Origin of the sequence: Actinomyces glycerinitolerans, from assembly GCF_900098745.1 — a bacterium.
In the GTDB taxonomy this organism is placed as follows: Bacteria; Actinomycetota; Actinomycetes; order Actinomycetales; family Actinomycetaceae; genus Actinomyces; species Actinomyces glycerinitolerans.
In genome coordinates this window covers 201,634-218,510 of the sequence record NZ_FQTT01000013.1, presented here as the reverse complement: position 1 = coordinate 218,510, position 16,877 = coordinate 201,634, and the positions used below count along the sequence as shown (strand labels likewise).

Genomic DNA, 16,877 nt, shown 5'->3' with positions numbered 1-16,877 from the left:
CGCGGCGCCGAACAGGCACCGGGCAAGGAGGCCAAATGTTCCAGATCCGTATCCACGGTCGGGGTGGCCAAGGGGTAGTCACTGCGTCCGACCTGTTGGCGTATGCAGCCTTCAAGGAGGACCGCTACGCCCAGGCTTTCCCGTCCTTCGGCTCTGAGCGCACGGGAGCGCCGGTGGTTTCCTACTGCCGGATCGACACCCGCCCGATCCGCGCCCACGAGCCCGTCCTCACCCCGGATGCCGTCATCATCCAAGATCCCACCCTGTTGGGTGCCATCGATGTCTTCGCCGGTCTGCGCCCGGGGGGCTATGCGCTCATCAACTCCGCCAAGCCCTTTGACAGCTTTGACCTGGACCCGGCCACGGTGGCCGCCGTTCCCCCGGAGCACCGCCTGACCGTGCCGGCCACGGACCTGGCCATGGAGCACCTGGGACGGCCCCTGCCCAACGCCGTCCTGCTCGGGGCATTCACCGCCGTAACCGACGTACTCGGCATCGAGGCCGTGTGCGCCGCCATTGCAGACCGCTTCCCGGGAAAGGTCGGTGAGCGAAACATTGCCGCCGCCCGGGCCGCCCACAAGATCGTTGCGGACAAGCTCGCCGGCAACGTCTCCGAGTCCCAGACCGGGACCAACCACGATCAGGAGGAGGACGCCGGTGCTGCGTGAGATTGAGGGATCGAAGGCGGTGGCGGCAGCCGTCGCCACCTGCCGTCCGGATGTGGTGTGCGCCTACCCCATCTCGCCCCAGACGCACATCGTTGAGGAGCTATCGCGGCTGGTCAAGGTGGGCGAGTTGGACTGCGAGTACATCAACGTCGAGTCCGAGTTCGCCGCCCAGTCCGTTGCCATCGGCGCCAGCGCCGTGGGTGCCCGCGCCTACACGGCCACCGCCTCCCAGGGCCTGCTGTACATGGTGGAGGCGGTTTACAACGCCTCCGGCCTGGGGCTGCCCATCGTCATGACCGTGGCGAACCGGGCCATCGGCGGTCCCATCAACATTTGGAACGATCAGTCCGACACCATGAGTCAGCGCGAGAGCGGCTGGCTGCAGCTCTTCGCCGCGGACAACCAGGAGGCCGCCGACCTGCACGTTCAGGCCTTCCGCATCGCCGAGGAGCTGAGCCTGCCGGTCATGGTCTGCATGGACGGCTTCGTCCTCACCCACGCCGTCGAACGCGTGGACGTTCCCGAGCAGGAGCAGGTGGACGCCTTCCTGCCCCCGTTCCAGCCCGTCCAGACGCTCGACCCGGAGGATCCCGTCACCATCGGCGCCATGGTGGGGCCCGAGGCCTTCACCGAGGTCCGCTACCTGGCGCACCGCAAGCAGCAGGCGGCCGTTGAGGTGGTTGAGCGCGTGGGCCGGGAGTTCGCCGCGGCCTTCGGCAGGCAGTCCGGTGGCCTCCTGCACACCTATCGCACCGAGGGAGCCGAAACCGTGGTGGTGGCCCTGGGCTCGGTCACCGGTACGCTCAAGGACGCCGTCGACGCCCTGCGGGACGACGGCGTGCCGGTGGGCCTGGTGACACTGACCTCCTTCCGGCCCTTCCCGGAGGCCGCCATGGCGCGCGCGCTGGCCGGGGCCAAGCGGGTGGTGAGCCTGGAGCGCGCCTTCTCCCTGGGACGCGGCGGCATCGTCGAGGAGGACCTGCGCCGCGTCCTTTGGAACCGCGCCGGCGAGGTCACCCTGACCACGGTCGCCGCGGGCCTGGGAGGCCGCGACATCACCTCGGCCTCCCTGGTGGAGGTGCTGCGCCGCGCCGACCGCGGCGAGCTCGCCCCACTGGAGTTCTTGGACCTGGATGAAGCCACCGTTGCCGCCCACCTGGCGGCCGTCGGCCCCCGCACGGAAGGAGCAGCATCATGACGACGTCGACCACCGTCACCACCGCACCACAGCAGTCGGGCGGACGAACCCGTTTCTACCAGGTCGGCTCCTTCGCCGTCGGCAACCGGCTCCTGCCGGAGGTCCGTTCCCTCCAGTCCAGCCGGGAGCGGAACAACACGCTCACCTCCGGGCACCGCGCCTGCCAGGGCTGCGGGGAGGCGCTGGGAGCCCGCTACGTGCTCGACGCCGCCACGGCGGCGGCCGAGCGGGCCGGAGGCAGCCTGGTCACCGTCAACGCCACCGGCTGCCTTGAGGTCTTCTCCTCGCCCTACCCCGAGTCCGCCTGGCGCCTGCCCTGGCTGCACTCCCTGTTCGGCAACGCACCCGCCGTGGCCACCGGCGTGGCCGCGGGGCTGAGGGCCAAGGGGCGTGACGACATCCGCGTGGTCGCCCAGGGCGGCGACGGCGGCACCGTCGACATCGGCTTCGGCTGCCTTTCCGGCATGTTCGAGCGCGGCGACGACGTCCTGTACGTCTGCTACGACAACGAGGCCTACATGAACACCGGGGTCCAGCGCTCGGGCGCCACCCCGCCGGCGGCCCGCACCGCCACCACGCAGGCGGTGGGGGACGCCCCGGGCAACGTGTTCGGCCAGGGCAAGGACGTGCCCCGCATCGCCATGGCCCATGAGATCCCCTACGTGGCCACGGCCACCGTCGCGGACCTGCACGATCTGGAACGCAAGGTCACCTACGCGATGGGCCTGCACGGTCCGCGCTACATCCACGTGCTGGTGCCCTGCCCCCTGGGTTGGGGGGCGAAGTCCTCTCACACCGTGCGCATCGCCCGACTGGCCGTGGAGTCGGGGCTCTTCCCGGTCTTCGAGGCCGAGCACGGCGAGGTCACCGGGGTCAGTCCCATCCGCCGCCAGGTGCCGGTGGAGGACTACCTGGTGCTCCAGCGCCGCTTCGCGCACCTGTTCCGCCCCACCAAGGATGAGCAGACGATCGGCCGTCTCCAGGCCCTCGCCGACCGCAACATTCGTCGCTACGGCCTGCTGGGGCATCCCGACGCGGTACCCGTCCTGAACGACGAGGCCACCGGCGCCACCTCCACCCTGGGGGCACGCGCGGACCTCAACGACGCCCCCAAGGAGGACTGACATGACCACTATTTCTGCTCCTGAAGCCGCGCCCGCCGGGGGCGGCGCCGGGAAGGTCCGTCCCTTCGCCGTCACCCTGGCCACGGCCTCCTCCCTGGCGAACAAGACCGGCGCCTGGAGGGTGGAGCGCCCGGTCTACCGCGACTTCCTCCCGCCCTGCAACGACGCCTGCCCCGCCGGGGAGAACATTCAGAAATGGCTCTATGACGCCGAGGACGGCTCCTACGAGCGGGCCTGGCGCACACTCATGCAGGACAACCCGCTGCCCGCCGTCATGGGCCGCGTGTGCTACCACCCCTGCCAGACCGCCTGCAACCGCGGCAAGGTGGATGAGGCCGTCGGCATTAACGCCGTCGAGCGGTTCCTGGGCGACGAGGCGCTGCGTCAGGGGTGGCAGCCCGACCCGTGCGCGCCGGATACCGGTAAGCACGTGCTGGTGGTCGGGGCCGGCCCGGCCGGGCTCAGCGCCGCCTACCAGCTGCGCCGGCGCGGCCACGCCGTCACCGTCCGCGACGCCGCCCCCAAGGCGGGCGGGATGATGCGGTACGGCATCCCCGCCTACCGTCTTCCTCGCGACGTGCTCGACGCCGAGATCGCCCGCATCGAGGGCATGGGGGTCCACTTCGTCCTGAACAGCAAGGTCGACAACATCACCTCCGAACTGGACTCCGGCGAGTTCGACGCCGTGTTCCTGGCCATCGGCGCCCAGGTCGGGCGGCGCACCTACATTCCGGCCGGTGAGGCCGCCCGCATCCTCGACGCCGTCACCCTGCTCAAGGACGTGGAGGACGACCGCGAGGCCGGCGACGACGCCGCCGACCAGCTCATGCTGGGGCGGCGCGTGGTGGTTTACGGCGGCGGCAACACGGCCCTTGACGCCGCCCGCACCGCCAAGCGCCTGGGCGCCGAGGAGGCGATCATCGTCTATCGGCGCACCCGCGACCGCATGCCCGCCCACGACTCCGAAGTGGTTGAGGCGCTGGAAGAGGGCATCCAGATGCGGTGGCTGTCCACCGTCCAGCACGCCGACGCGGGCAAGCTGCGCATCGAGAAGATGGAGTTGGACGAGACCGGCTTCCCCCAGCCCACCGGTCAGTTCGAGGACCTGGAGGCCGACTCCCTGGTCCTCGCCCTGGGACAGGAATCCGACCTGGGCCTGGTCGACGGGGTGGAGGGCTTGACGATCGAGGACGGCGTGGTGCAGGTCGATGACCAGTTCATGACCGGCCACCCGGGACTGTTCGCCGGCGGTGACATGGTGCCCTCCCAGCGCACAGTCACGGTCGGCATCGGACATGGCAAGCAGGCCGCCCGCGCCATTGACGCCTACCTGCGCGGCGAGGTCTACCAGCACCCGGAGCGCCATCGGCTGGCCGACATCGGCGCCATCAACTCCTGGTACTACTCCGACGCGCCCCAGCAGGTGCGCGAGCGCCTGGAAGGGGCCCGCCGCTCCCAGACCTTTGACGAGGTGGTCCAGGGACTCAGCGCGGATGACGCCCTGTTCGAGGCACGGCGCTGCATGAGCTGCGGCAACTGCTTCGAGTGCGACAACTGCTTCGGGGTGTGCCCGGACAACGCCGTGATCAAGCTGGAGCCCGGCAAGCGCTACGCCTTCAACTACGACTACTGCAAGGGCTGCGGTATCTGCGTGGAGGAGTGCCCCTGCGGCGCTATCGAGATGGTGCCGGAGCTGAGCTGAAGGCGGTCTGACTCGGTGGTGGAACGGCGGCGCCGCCGTTCCACCACCGAGTCACGCGGAGTAATCCGCGTCCAGTTGAAGTCCCATGGTTCTGAATTCAGCGTCGCCGGTGATGGTCGCCAGGGTTTGTAGCAGTCGGGCGACACCGCGGTGATAGCTTTCGGGCGTCCAGTCGGCGTTTTTACAGTAGTCGGAAGCGCAGTAATATGAGATGCCGCCGGGTACCCGCCAGCGTGTGAAGGTGGCTTTAAGTGTATCCGCGGCTCGGGAGAACAGGTTGATGACATCTGCGTCGTTAGTGTATTGAGCGTACTGCGCCAATCCCAGCATGGCGTAAATGTGTCCGTTTATCACGTACAGCGGATTTGCGTCTCCCGAGTATTCCTCAAGCCAGGTCAATCCCTCCGAGTCTGTGACGGTGACATGGGGGCCGTCCGTGGAAGCGAAGAATGAGTTACGGATCTGCTCGGCGCTGGTGCTCAAGTTCTGGTCCGATGCGCGCCTGGCCAGTCGTGTGCACAGGGCCAGCGCCATACCCTGCGCCATGCCTGAGTACCAGGGCGCATGTAGAGTGATTGTGGAGTCTCCGTGCGGAGCGTAGTCGAAGGGGTACGGCAGCCAACATTGTTCACCGTCGATGTCGGCACCGTCGAGTAGTCGTTGCGCGGTGGCGACGGAACGCCTCCAGTACTCCTCGTTTCCGGTGAGGTCGTAGGCGCTCAGCGCCCGCAGCGCATACCAGCAGTACGAGGTTGGGTGGTACACGTCGTCGCCAACGTCTTCGAACGAAACCACCAGGGCGCCCTGAGCATTGACCTGCGGTCCGTCGGTGCCGTTATCTAAAGGCACATATTTGTCGATAATGCTCGGGTTGAGTCCGAAAGGATCGTATACCCCGGTCAGGTCAATTGAATAAGTCTCCCCGAGAGCCGGTGGTGTTGCGGTCGTGTGCGGGGGGGGGCGTGGATGCGCTGGAAACTGTGCTGGTCGCCCGCGGTGCCGCTGCTGAGCAGCCGGCCAATGATGCTCCCAGGCCGACGGTGGTGGTGAGCAAATAGTGGCGCCGCGACAAACGTGGGCTCGTCGAACTGGGGGTCATTTGTATACGCTCCGGCGTTCTGCTAGGTGACTGGGCTGCTGTGCGAAGGCGAGTGGGCTGGGCGCTGACACCATCAGGCGGGCGTGACGCCCAGGTTCTCGATCACCTCGGCGCCGGGCAGGGCGGCCAGCAGGGCCCCGGGCACCAGCAGCTTGGAGTGGCGCACGCCGGAGCCGATGAGCATCGTGTCGCGCGCGGCCACCTGCGCGTCGATCAGCAGCCGCCAATCGGCGGGCAGGCCGACCGGCGTGATGCCGCCGTAGGCCATGCCGCTCATCTCCACGGCCTGCTCCATGGGCAGGAAGGACGCCTTGCGCACGTCGATGAGTTGCTTGACCAGGTGATTGACGTCGGCGAAGTCGGTGGCCCGCACCACGCAGGCCGCCAGGCGTCGCTCGCCCGTGCGCTTGCCCGCCACCAGTACGCAGTTGCCGGTGGCCTCGGGGTTCAACGAGTACTCGGCGTTCAGCGCATCCGTGTCGGACAGGGCGGGGTCGATCTCCACCACCTGCGCCGCAGCAGCCAGGTCATGCCCCTCCGTGGTGTCTGCGAGGGCGTGTAGCGCTGCGGCGACGGGCGGGGCGAGCAGGTCCGTGCGCTCCAGGGCGGGCTGCCAGCCGAGCGTCTCGGCGAAGACATCGGCGGGTTCACGCAGTTCGGTCATACGGCACAACCTCTCAATTCTGGGCGGCGGGAGGAGTCCTTGCCGGAGGGGAGCTCCGCAGGGAGTCTACGGCGCAGTTGCCCCACGGTGGTGACCAACAGTGGGAATGAACCGTGCCATGTGCGGCGTTGCCACCTGCGACAGCAACCGATCGAGGCGCGCGCCTCACGAACACCGCCGCGGACCGGAGGCCCAAGTGGGCATGGGACCGGCCACGGGAAGACCGAGGAGAAGTACATGGGCGACACCACCGCCGTCACCGCATCCCCACAGGTCCAGGAGGTCGATCTACTCGTCGTCGGAGGGGGTAAGGCAGGCAAGTCACTGGCCATGCTGCGTGCCCGCAAGGGCGATACCGTAGTCATGGTTGAGCGCGACAAGGTCGGCGGCACCTGCATCAACGTCGCCTGCATCCCCACCAAGACCCTGATCTCCTCCGCGCGTGTTCTGCACCAGGTCCAGGGTGCGGCCGCCTACGGCGTGTCCCTGCCCGAACTGGGTGCCGACGACTCCAGCTCTCGCGACGACACCGCGCTGCTGACCCGCGCCCGCATCGACCTGGTCGCGCTGCGCCGCCGCAAGGAGAGCGTTGTCGGCGGCATGGTTGCGGCCCACGAGACCATGTTCGCCGACTCCGGGATGGACTTCGTGCGCGGCACCGCGCGCTTCGTGGCCCCGCGCACCGTGGAGATCGCCACCGCCGACGGCGCCGTGCGCCGGGTGCGCGGCAGACGTGTCCTGATCAACACCGGCACCACCCCGGCCATCCCCAACATTCCGGGCCTGGCCGACACCCCCTACTGGACCAGCGAGGACCTGCTCACGCTGCCCGAGCTGCCCGGGCACCTGCTCATCCTCGGCGGTGGGGTCATCGGCGTGGAGATGGCCTCCCTGATGGGAATGCTGGGTGTGCCCGTCACGCTGCTCCACTCCGGGGAGCACGTGCTGAACCGGGAGGACGACGACGTCGCCGCCGAGGTCACCGCCGGCCTGGAGGCGCTCGGCGTGGAGGTCCTCACCGGCGCCCGCGTGAGCGCCGTGCGTTCCTCCGCCCGCTCCGGGCCGGTGGTGGTGCGCACCGAGGACGGCCGCGAGGCCACCGGATCCCACCTGCTCGTCGCCCTGGGACGGACCCCGGTCACGGCCGGGCTGGGCCTGGAGGCGGCCGGGGTAGAACTGACCGAGCGGGGCTTCGTGCGCGTCGACGACCACCTGCGCACCACCGCCGACGGCGTCTATGCGGCCGGAGACGTGGCCGGCACGCCCATGTTCACCCACGCCTCCTGGAACGACTTCCGGGTGCTGCGGGACCTGCTGGACGACCGCGAGGCCTCCACCGCCGGGCGGGTCATCCCCTGGACCGTGTTCGCCACCCCGGAGCTCGGGCACGTGGGCCTCACAGAGGCCCAGGCGCGGGCGGCCGGGCACAACGTGCGCGTCGCCAAGACCCCCACCGCCGCCGTTCCCCGCGCCAAGACGCTGGGCGCCACCGCCGGCTTCTACAAGGTGATCGTCGACGCCGACACCGACCGGATCCTCGGCGCCGCCATCATCGGTGAGAGCGCCGGAGAGGTCATCACCGCCGTCCAGGTGGCCATGCTCGCCGGCATGCCCTGGCAGCAGTTGCGCGACGCCCCCATCTCCCACCCGACCATGGGGGAGGGGCTCAACATCGTCCTCGACTCACTGGGCTGAGCCGCGTCTTGCGGCCGGACGCCGCGGCGGCGTCAGGACCGGAGGGCGCTTACGCCCCAGGCGGCATCAACCAGTTCGGAGTCGACGAAGTCGAAGATGAGTACGCCGCGCCCATGCGCCTGCCGCAGCAGCCGCAGCACCTGCGGATTGGTGCGCTGCGCATAGGCGATCGGCGTGCCCAGTCGTCCGTTGGTGGCACTGACATGGTTGAGCAGCAGGCAGTCGTCGTCGCCGCGGTGAGTGTAGAGCCGCTCAATCTGGGAGAGCTTAGCCGCGGGTTCGGGACCGTCCCAGTCGTCTTGCAGCAGGATGCGTCGATTGTCGTGCCAGGGCACGGCCCAGGGCCGATCCCCGACAGCCGTCAGGCAGAATTGTGCCGGTGCGCATTCGAAGGCGACCACCTTCCCGCGAATGCTCCCCAGGGCAGGCCAGACGGTGCCCCCGCCCGCTTGCTCCGGAGTCCAGAACAGGTCTCGATTCTTGGCGATGAGGGTCATCAGTGCGTTCCCATACGCCTCGAAGTCGTCTTTCGCCTCATTGGCGTTCTGTATCCGCGCGAGGAAGAAGTCCCGGGGGTGGGCGGTAAGGTGTTCACGTAGGGTCTGCAGGATGGACTCGGCGGAGATGTCACTGATCCATTCACGGTGGGCCGCAACCATGGTGCGCCGTAGCCGCAGGTCCAAGTACCGAACGCCGCAACCGATCTGCTCGGCCAGACCGAGATCCTGGGTGCGGTAGTAGGGATGCGTGCACGCACTCGTCATCGTGTCGTGCGTGCCGGGAATTGTCAGCGCGCACAGGGGAGTGTCGTCGGGCAGGTCGGAAATGAACTCGGCCGGGTCCGCGGTGGTCAACGGTCGCCTCCATCGTGGTGAGCCATGCCGGCCAGGTCGGCATAGAAACGCCTCAGATATGCCTCGATGTCGCCTCGGCCGCAGACCAGCGGGCCGGGAGTCTCCATCTTTAGGGACACCGTCGCGCATGCGGTGAGCAGGGATTGATCCACGTCGTGTCCGATGCGTTCGGTTATGTAGGCGGAGAACACCGTGTCTCCGCGTCCCGTCCGCCCCGCTAGGCTCCTTGGCCGCAGTGGGCACACGTGGAAGCCGGAGTCGTCGAGGATGAGGATCTCGCGCGCGTTGGACACCATGATCTCGTCTGCCCCCTGGTCCTTGAGAGCACGCGCGATGTCGCGCCTGTCGGTGCGGCCGGTGAGGTGCTCGCCCTCGGCGGTATCCACCTTGAGGAAACGGATATGGCTATAGAAATCCGCGCCGTGCTTGAACTCCATGAAGCGCAGCAGGTTTGAGCCCGGTACGCGCTGCCTGATGAAACCCTGCATGTCGACGGCCAGGTCCCCGCGTTGCGACAGCGTCTGGACCAGTTCGGGCGTATAGTCGCCCACCATGAGCCCCGCCAGGTGCTGAATGCGGGCGGAGCAGGCGGGCACGTCGGCCGCACCGATCGCGTCCGCGTAGGAGATGGCCGAAGATGTCCGCCGCTCCTGGTCGGCGGTGGCGTACTCGTTTCGGATCGACGCCGTGTGCGCAGACCCTACGGGAACCACCTGCCGCACGCTCGCCGGGAAGTGCGACAGCAGCCCCCGGTCCGCAGCGGCCACGGTTGCCACCGCCTGGACGCTGTGCCCCAGGGAAGCGGCCGCGGCGGCCGCGCAAATGACCGCCCCACCAACGGCACGGGTGGTCTTCCCAGTGTGATCGACATTAATGTCGACGCAGACGGGACCGATCACCTGGGTGTCGAAGTCCTCCAAGGCGGCGCTGGCGTTGGGCGCGTTCATGCAGCTGCCTTTCTTGCGTCGGCGTCTTGCCGGTTCTTAAGGCGGATCAGCACAGAGGACAGGCAGAAGGCGACCGCCGCGAGCGCCGCCAGCCCGACGAAAGCGGCCCCAAGCGTGCTGGTCGGAGTCAGCTGCTCGGTGATGATGTTGCCGGACGCGTCCGCCTCGGAGGGGACGATCAGCCCGCCGAACACAATCGGCCCGAGCAGGGCGGGAATGTAGCCGAGCGTGATGGCGAACGACATGGCGGCAGAGGACTGCTTTGCGGGCACGTTGAACTCACCGATCGGGGCGTAGTAGACGCCGCGGATCATGAAGCAGCATCCCGAGGCCAGCAGCATCAGGACGATGAGTGCGGGCATGACGCCGGAAGACACGATGTGCGCCGGCGGGTTCCCGGCGGGGAAGCTGGTCACCGACGCGGGATGGGTGAACAGAACGACGGCGATGGCGAGCAGCAGCACGCTGAGGACGGCTGACATGAACCGCATGAAGTGGGACGTGGATTTGAAGACCTTCTCAACCAGAACCGAGGAGACCAGAGGCAGCATGCGCAGGCCGATGACCACGGTGGAGAAGACCGCCGCGACCAGGGCGGAAGACCCGTAACCCGCCTGCAGGAACCGCGCGAAGTAGGTTCCGGCCGCCACAAAGGTGCCGTAGATGCAGAAAACGTTGAGGCCGGCGAGCCAGACGACGGGAAGCTTCGCAACCCTACCGATCCCCTTGATCGCCTCGATGGTGGAGGCGTTGACCTCGTCGTCGTCTCCCACGCGCGTGCCCTTGGGGGCGGCCCAGAAGACCAGGATGGCGGTGGCCAGGACGATTACCGATCCGGTCAGCATGATGCCGCGCGCGCCCACTCCGGCGGCAATGAGCGCCGTCCACAGCAGCGAGACGAGGAACGCGAGCAGACCGCGGCCGAACTCGAAGAACCCGAATGCGGCCCCTTGGTGATCCTCGGAGGTGGAGGTCCGCACCGCCTTGAAGTTGGCGGGTTTGAAGAGCACTTCGCTGAGCAGCAGCATCAGGAAGAAGCACGCCAGCAGGGTGGGGAATGACAGGTTGGGGGAGAACACGGAGATGAACAGCGAGATCGCGCCGACTCCGAGCGTGGTCAGCACCATGATGGTGCGGACGCTGAACCGGTCACCGATCCATCCCAGGAGAATCGTGCCCAGGATGATGACGAGGCCCTGCATGGAGTACAGCTGCCCGGCCTGTGCGTCGGTAACCCCCATGGCGATCGGGAAATCCTTCGGCAGGGTATTGCGGATGTCCCAGAACGCATACAGTAATTGCGCATTGAGGGTTATGAACAACAGTTGGACGAATGTCCTCGGGGCGAACCCGAAGGATTGCAGCAGCTTCTTCAATGATGGTCCTTCTTGTGAACGGTATTCCTCAGCGGGCGTGCGCGGCACCGCACTGAGCGCTAGGGCGCGGCCGTCGCTGTGGCAGGATATCCCGCGTGCTGCACGTCGTCTTCTTTGAACCGCGCATCCCGGGTAACTCCGGCGCCGCTATTCGACTAAGCGCCAACACCGGGGCGACGCTCCACCTGGTGGATCCCCTATTCGACATGGATGACGCCAAACTGCGCCGCGCCGGCCTGGACTACCACGACCTGGCCCGCACCCGCGTGCACGCCACCTGGGAGGAGTGCCTGGAGCAGGTGCCCGGACGCATCTTCGCCTTCACCGCCCGCACCGCCACCCTTTACACCGAGATCACCTGGCGTGAGGACGACGCGCTGCTCTTCGGCCCCGAACCCACCGGCCTGCCCGAAGCGGTGATGAGTCATCCGCGCGTCACCGGACGGGTACGCATTCCCATGCTCCCCGGAAGCCGTTCGCTCAACCTGGCCAACTCCGCCGCCGTCGGCCTGTATGAGGCGTGGCGAAGCCTCGGTTTCCCCGGCGCCGCGTAAGCGCGCCGCGTGGGGCGTCCCCGACCGGCCTTAGCGGGCTTCCTGAAGGAACGGGGCGGCGCCGGGCTCGCCGGGCTGGGAGTAGGTGACGGTCAGCAGGGCCCGGGCGATGGCATGGAAGGAGCACTGCGCCGCCACCGTCGTCGGGGAGGCGTCGTCGTCCAGGCCGAGGGTGTCCACGTCCAGGGCGTGCACGGCGAAGATGTAGCGGTGGTCGCCGTCGCCCGCCGGCGGGTAGGGGCCGGACCAGGCGTGCGTGCCCGAGTCGTTGACGGCGTGGAAGGCGGCGCCGTCCAGTTGAAGATCGGACTCGCCCGCGCCCTGCGGCAGTGAGGTGACCGACGCGTCCAGGTCCTGGATCGTCCAGTGCCACCAGCCGGCCGGAGAGGGGGCGTCGGGGTCGAAGCAGGAGACCACGAAGGAGCGGGTGGTGGCCGGGAAACCCGACCAGTGCAGCTCGGGGGAGATGTTCTCGTGCACGGCGGTGAACCGGTCGGGCATGCGCTCGCCGTCGACCAGGTCGGCGGAGGCCAGCGTGAATGCGGGAACGGCCGGAAGCAAGTCGTAGGGGAAGGGCGGACGGGGACGTATCAGATCTGCGGGCATGGCGGACCTCCTTGAAAATCGGACGGCCGTCGGCGGGCTGGCCGGGGCCGTTTCAACCACTGTAGACGCGCCCCCCGCGGCGATTCGTGTCAGAGGCCGGCGCTACCCTTGCAAGCAGACATCGAACAGGTGTTCGATAGATGTTCCTTGCTGAGAGGAGGTGCCATGAAACAGACCCGGCGTGGCGCCCGTGCACCCGGGGTGGCGGTGCGCGTGGAGCGCCTCGCCGCCGCCCGCGCCGCCCTCGCCCGTGCCGAGGAGCGCGCCGGCCTGCACGGGCGGGCCGCCCGGGAGGTCGCCCAAGCGTTTGCGCAAACCGGGCGGGCGGCGGCCGTATCCGGCGCCGTCGCGCTCGCGGCCCCGGACGCCCTCCCGGAGACGGGGGCCGCAACGCCCGCGGCGCTCCTGCCGCTCGGAGCGGACGCCGTCGGCGCGGTGTCCCTGACCGGATCGGCCGGCGCCCTACTGGCCGTAGCGGCCCTCCGGCAGGGGGCGGAGGACTGGTGTGGGGTCGTCGGCTGTGAGGGGCTGGGCTGGTGCGCCGCCGCCGAGGCCGGCCTCGACCTCTCCCGCGTGCTCGCCGTCCCCGCCGCGGACCTGCCGTCCAACCTGCTCACCTCGGCCCTCGGCGCCCTAATGGACGGTGTCGCCGTCCTCCTGATCTCCGCGACGGCCGCTGCCCGCCTGCGCCCCCGCGACCGCCGCACCCTCCTGGCACGCGCCCGGGAACGCCGCTGCCTCATCCTCACCCCTTTCCCCTGGGAGGGCTCCCGTACCCTGCATGCCTCGTCCGCCTCACCGGCGTCCGCAGCGCAGACGGGCGGTGTCCTGGTGTCGCTGCGTGGCGCGGCGGTGGCACCGGGGCAGGAACCGGCCGGGGAGCCGGAGCCGGGTGAGGCGCGAGAGCTGGCCGACGGCTACCTGCGGCGCCTTACTTGGAGCGTGCAGGACCCCCACCGCCCCGGGCGGGTCGGCCTGCTGTTCGATGCCGCCGGCGCCCGCCTCGCCCCGGCGGCCGCCGAGGCTCCTGCTGCCAATTCGCCGCGTCGGCACTCGCACCTGGCCCTCGTCACCGCGGCGCGCCGGTCACCGAAAGCGCCGGGACGGGAGGGTGCATGACCTCCTTAACTCCCGCTGCGAGCGTGTTCCCGCCCGCCCCGGAGTCTCGCGGGCTGCGGCTCGTCGCCGTCTGGACGCCGGACTGGCCCGTCGTCGCCCTCACCCTGGAGTCGCGAGAACGACCCGATGTGCCCGATCCGGCCCTGGTTCCCGTTGCCGTCGTGGGCGGCAGGGGCGTCATTGCGGCCTCGGCGCCGGCTCGTGCGGCCGGTGTCGCCCGCGGCATGCGGCTGCGTGTGGCCCGGTCGCTGTGCCCCGAGCTCGTCGTCCTGCCCCCGCAGCCCGAACGGGAGGCCCGCACCTACGAAACCGTCATGGAGGCCCTCACCGAGTTTCTCGCCGATCCGCTCGTCGCCCGCCCCGGACTGGCGCTGTCTGCCGCGCGCGGCCCGGCTCGCTGGGCGGGCGGGGAAGAGCCGCTGGCCGCCGCCCTCGTTGAGGCCGTCGCCACCGGGCCGGGGGTTGAATGCCAGATCGGCATTGCCGACTCCCTGCTCGGCGTCGTCCTCGCCGCCCGCCACGGTGTCATCGTCCCGCCCGGGAGCACGCCCGAGTTCCTCACCCCCTGGCCGCTGCCCTCCCTCCTACACGCCCTGGCCGCCGAGCGGGATCGCCGACAGGCACGAGAGCTGCTGGAGGACTTCGACCGGCTCGGCCTGCGCCGGCTCGGCGACCTCGCCGCCCTGCCCCGCCGCGACGTTGCCGCCCGCTTCGGGCCAGCGGGGGAGCGCCTGCACCGCCTCGCCTCAGGAGACTGGGAGACCCTGCCTCGGGCCGCCCGTCCCGCTGCCGACGTCGTCGCCGAGACTCCGCTGGACCCTCCCATCGCGCGGGCCGACACCGCAGCCTGGGCCGCCCGCTCCCTCGCCGAGCAACTGTCCCAGCGTCTTGTCGCGCTGGGCCTGTCGGCCGGACGCCTCCGGGTGGAGGCAGAGTGCGAGGACGGGGCAGAGCTGGGCCGCTCCTGGCTGCTGGGCACCACGCCCGCGCCCGCCGACCTCACCGACCGCGTGCGCTGGCAATTGGAGGGCTGGCTGGCCGGTCGCTCCGGCCGACCGCCCGCCGCACCCCTGACCCGCCTGCGCCTCGTTGCCCTAGAGCTCACTCCCGCGGGCGCTGCCCAGGCCGGCCTGTGGACCCGGCCCGGGGAGCAGGTTGAACGCCGAGCCCACCGTGCGGCCGGACGCGTCGAATCCCTCCTCGGTGCCGGCGGTGTGTGCGTCCCCGTGCTGCGCCCCGGACGGGATCCGCGTTCGCGCACCGCCCTCGTCGGCTGGGGGGAGACATCCGTCGGCGGTGCGAACAACATCCGTGAAACAGGCCCCGGAAGTGCGGCCGCGGAGACGGCTCCCTGGGCCGGCGCCCTGCCCGCCCCCTCGCCCACCATGGTTCCCCCTGCGCCGCTGCCGGCCCGCCTGCTCGACGACGGCGGGCACGACGTCGGCGTCGATGCCCAGGGGCAGCTGGTAGCCGCGCCGGCACGCGTCGACCTGGACCGCGCCCGCGGGGACGCCGCCCCAGCCGCATGGGACGGATGGGGTGAGCCGCTGGAGTACTGGCGCGGGGAGCGGCGGGTCGTGTCTTGGGCGGGACCCTGGCCGGTCGACGAGCACTGGTGGCGGCCCGGGGGCGCGTCGCGCCGTGCCTACCTGCAGGTTGTCACCGACGTCGGCCCGCCTCTGCTACTCGCTCGTGCGGGCCGCTGGTGGGTCGACGGCGTCTACTCCTGACGGGGTCCCAGCACGGTGAGGCTGACGATGCCGACCACGCACAACCACACCAGGGCGATGGCCCAGCCGGCCAATACGTCCGTCAACCAGTGGTAGGCCAGGTATACGCGCGACAGGCCCACAGCGGCGGCGGCCATGCACGCCGCTATGCCCGCCAGCGCCTTGCGGGCAGGCGACGCCGTCGAGACCAGCGCGAATCCCGCCAGCACGCCCACAAACACTCCGGTGTTGAACGAGTGTCCGGAAGGGAACGACCAGGAGGAGGCGGGGTCGCCCAGCAGCAGCGCGGTGGATGGGCGCGCGCGAGCGAAGATGAGCTTCAGTGTCACCGTGAGCAGCGAAGAGCCGACCATGGCCCCGGCCAGCACCAGGGCGCGGCGCCAATGCCCACGCAACAGCAGGAACGCGCATACGGCCGCGGTGAGCAGCGTCAGCCCGAGCGTGCCGCCCAGTTGAGTGACCGGTCGTGCCACCGCGGTGACCAGCCCGTGCCGTGCCCGCACCGCCCAGGCGGTAACCGCCGGATCGTAGACGGCCGGGGAGTATCCGCACTCGGTGCTAACCGCCAGCCATGCGAACACGGCGGCCGCCGCCGTCGCCATAAGAGCGAGAAGCGGACGGAGGTCCCGCTGCGGGACGGCGATGGTTTGCTGCATTGGACGCAAGCCTATAGACCCGCCCTGGGTGCAACCTGTGACGCGCGACTGCGGCGGAGCGGGTGCGGGGGAGTGCGCGGTCGGCCGGTAGCATCTACGGCGGGTCGCCCCGGACCCGACGGGCGGGCACCGGAGGTTGCGGAGAGGGCCTTGCGCCCGCTCCGGGAGAGGAATCAGGACGCGCATGGCCAAGCTCTATTTCCGCTACGGTGCCATGAACTCGGGCAAGACCACGGGACTGTTGCAGACCGCCTACAACTACGAGGAGCGCGGGCAGCGGGTACTCCTGGTCAAGGCCGCGATCGACACCAAGGGTAATGACACCGTGGTCTCCCGCCTGGGGATGACTCGCCGCGTCGACCTGCTCGTCACCGCCGACGACGACGTGCGCGCCCTGGTACGCCGGGCCGCCCTGGGGGAGCGCGCCGCCGACCCGCAGGCCGGCCCGCGTGAGACCGTCGACTGCGTACTGGTCGACGAGGCGCAGTTCCTCACCCCGCTGCAGGTCGACCAGCTCATGGAGATCGTGCTCATCGACGACATTCCCGTGCTCGCCTACGGGATCCGCACCGACTTCCGCACCGTGAGCTTCCCCGGATCGCGGCGCCTGCTGGAGATCGCCCACTCGTTGGAGGAGCTCAAGACGATCTGCCGCTGTGGGCGCAAGGCCATCTTCAATGCCCGCAAGGTGGGGGAGGAGTTCGTTTTCGACGGCGATCAGGTCGCCATCGATGGCGTCGACGTCACCTACGAGTCCCTGTGCGGCAAGTGCTATCTGGAATTCGGGGGCGTGCTGCCGGGGGAGTGAGGGCCGGGGGAGGGCGCCGGGCCGCGACGCGCGAGCCGGCGCACACCGGGATATGCGGGCCAGAGTGCACTTCCGAG

16 protein-coding genes are annotated in these 16,877 nt (G+C 69.6%); 9 read left to right on the top strand and 7 right to left on the bottom strand.

Annotation, left to right across the window (positions count from 1 at the left end; all coding sequences use genetic code 11):
• Positions 1-35 precede the first annotated feature (35 nt).
• The 4 genes from ACGLYG10_RS12585 to ACGLYG10_RS12570 are packed head-to-tail and all read left to right on the top strand — an operon-like array spanning position 36 to position 4,692.
• Complete coding sequence (locus ACGLYG10_RS12585) at positions 36-668, top strand: 2-oxoacid:acceptor oxidoreductase family protein (protein WP_073332590.1); 633 nt, start codon at positions 36-38, stop codon at positions 666-668.
• Complete coding sequence (gene porA, locus ACGLYG10_RS12580) at positions 658-1,866, top strand: pyruvate ferredoxin oxidoreductase (RefSeq protein WP_073332587.1); 1,209 nt, start codon at positions 658-660, stop codon at positions 1,864-1,866. Before ACGLYG10_RS12585 ends, porA begins: the two co-directional genes overlap by 11 nt.
• Positions 1,863-2,990: a thiamine pyrophosphate-dependent enzyme gene (locus ACGLYG10_RS12575; protein ID WP_083565899.1), complete on the top strand. Its 1,128-nt coding sequence runs from the start codon at positions 1,863-1,865 to the stop codon at positions 2,988-2,990. The genes porA and ACGLYG10_RS12575 overlap by 4 nt, the downstream gene beginning before the upstream one ends.
• Before the next feature lies 1 nt (position 2,991).
• Positions 2,992-4,692: an NAD(P)-binding protein gene (locus tag ACGLYG10_RS12570; RefSeq protein WP_073332584.1), complete on the top strand. Its 1,701-nt coding sequence runs from the start codon at positions 2,992-2,994 to the stop codon at positions 4,690-4,692.
• Positions 4,693-4,743: 51 nt separating this feature from the next.
• On the opposite strand, the gene ACGLYG10_RS12565 is transcribed toward ACGLYG10_RS12570, so the two are convergent.
• The gene (locus tag ACGLYG10_RS12565; RefSeq protein WP_170866514.1) at positions 4,744-5,541 is read right to left on the bottom strand and encodes a D-glucuronyl C5-epimerase family protein; all 798 of its coding nucleotides are present in this window, start codon (positions 5,539-5,541) and stop codon (positions 4,744-4,746) included.
• 323 nt (positions 5,542-5,864) lie between these two features.
• Positions 5,865-6,455 (bottom strand): YbaK/EbsC family protein, encoded by a 591-nt coding sequence (locus ACGLYG10_RS12560; RefSeq protein ID WP_073332579.1) that lies wholly within the window; start codon positions 6,453-6,455, stop codon positions 5,865-5,867.
• Positions 6,456-6,692: 237 nt separating this feature from the next.
• On the opposite strand from ACGLYG10_RS12560, the gene ACGLYG10_RS12555 reads away from it, so the two are divergent.
• Complete coding sequence (locus tag ACGLYG10_RS12555; RefSeq protein ID WP_073332577.1) at positions 6,693-8,150, top strand: dihydrolipoyl dehydrogenase family protein; 1,458 nt, start codon at positions 6,693-6,695, stop codon at positions 8,148-8,150.
• A 32-nt stretch (positions 8,151-8,182) separates the two neighbouring features.
• Here ACGLYG10_RS12555 and ACGLYG10_RS12550 read toward each other — a convergent pair whose 3' ends face one another.
• Genes ACGLYG10_RS12550 through ACGLYG10_RS12540 form a run of 3 tightly spaced genes read right to left on the bottom strand, consistent with a single transcriptional unit; the run spans position 8,183 to position 11,327 of the window.
• The gene (locus ACGLYG10_RS12550) at positions 8,183-9,004 is read right to left on the bottom strand and encodes a PI-PLC domain-containing protein (RefSeq protein ID WP_073332574.1); all 822 of its coding nucleotides are present in this window, start codon (positions 9,002-9,004) and stop codon (positions 8,183-8,185) included.
• The gene (locus ACGLYG10_RS12545) at positions 9,001-9,951 is read right to left on the bottom strand and encodes a PfkB family carbohydrate kinase (RefSeq protein WP_073332572.1); all 951 of its coding nucleotides are present in this window, start codon (positions 9,949-9,951) and stop codon (positions 9,001-9,003) included. Before ACGLYG10_RS12545 ends, ACGLYG10_RS12550 begins: the two co-directional genes overlap by 4 nt.
• Positions 9,948-11,327 carry an MFS transporter gene (locus ACGLYG10_RS12540; RefSeq protein ID WP_073332569.1) on the bottom strand — a complete coding sequence of 460 codons (1,380 nt, stop codon included), beginning with the start codon at positions 11,325-11,327 and terminating at the stop codon, positions 9,948-9,950. Before ACGLYG10_RS12540 ends, ACGLYG10_RS12545 begins: the two co-directional genes overlap by 4 nt.
• A gap of 95 nt (positions 11,328-11,422) precedes the next feature.
• Here ACGLYG10_RS12540 and ACGLYG10_RS12535 point away from each other — a divergent pair, with 95 nt between their 5' ends.
• A complete protein-coding gene (locus ACGLYG10_RS12535; protein WP_073332568.1) occupies positions 11,423-11,881 on the top strand; it encodes a tRNA (cytidine(34)-2'-O)-methyltransferase in 459 nt (152 codons plus the stop codon).
• A 30-nt stretch (positions 11,882-11,911) separates the two neighbouring features.
• On the opposite strand, the gene ACGLYG10_RS12530 is transcribed toward ACGLYG10_RS12535, so the two are convergent.
• Positions 11,912-12,487 carry a YbhB/YbcL family Raf kinase inhibitor-like protein gene (locus ACGLYG10_RS12530; RefSeq protein WP_073332565.1) on the bottom strand — a complete coding sequence of 192 codons (576 nt, stop codon included), beginning with the start codon at positions 12,485-12,487 and terminating at the stop codon, positions 11,912-11,914.
• Between the two features lie 165 nt (positions 12,488-12,652).
• On the opposite strand from ACGLYG10_RS12530, the gene ACGLYG10_RS12525 reads away from it, so the two are divergent.
• Both ACGLYG10_RS12525 and ACGLYG10_RS12520 read left to right on the top strand, forming a co-directional pair.
• Positions 12,653-13,606: a hypothetical protein gene (locus ACGLYG10_RS12525; RefSeq protein WP_073332563.1), complete on the top strand. Its 954-nt coding sequence runs from the start codon at positions 12,653-12,655 to the stop codon at positions 13,604-13,606.
• Positions 13,603-15,336 (top strand): DNA polymerase Y family protein, encoded by a 1,734-nt coding sequence (locus tag ACGLYG10_RS12520; protein ID WP_073332560.1) that lies wholly within the window; start codon positions 13,603-13,605, stop codon positions 15,334-15,336. Before ACGLYG10_RS12525 ends, ACGLYG10_RS12520 begins: the two co-directional genes overlap by 4 nt.
• Here the strand turns inward: ACGLYG10_RS12520 and ACGLYG10_RS12515 are convergent.
• Positions 15,327-15,992 carry a phosphatase PAP2 family protein gene (locus ACGLYG10_RS12515; protein ID WP_073332558.1) on the bottom strand — a complete coding sequence of 222 codons (666 nt, stop codon included), beginning with the start codon at positions 15,990-15,992 and terminating at the stop codon, positions 15,327-15,329. The genes ACGLYG10_RS12520 and ACGLYG10_RS12515 overlap by 10 nt on opposite strands.
• 184 nt (positions 15,993-16,176) lie before the next feature.
• On the opposite strand from ACGLYG10_RS12515, the gene ACGLYG10_RS12510 reads away from it, so the two are divergent.
• Complete coding sequence (locus ACGLYG10_RS12510; protein ID WP_073332556.1) at positions 16,177-16,800, top strand: thymidine kinase; 624 nt, start codon at positions 16,177-16,179, stop codon at positions 16,798-16,800.
• Positions 16,801-16,877 lie beyond the last annotated feature (77 nt).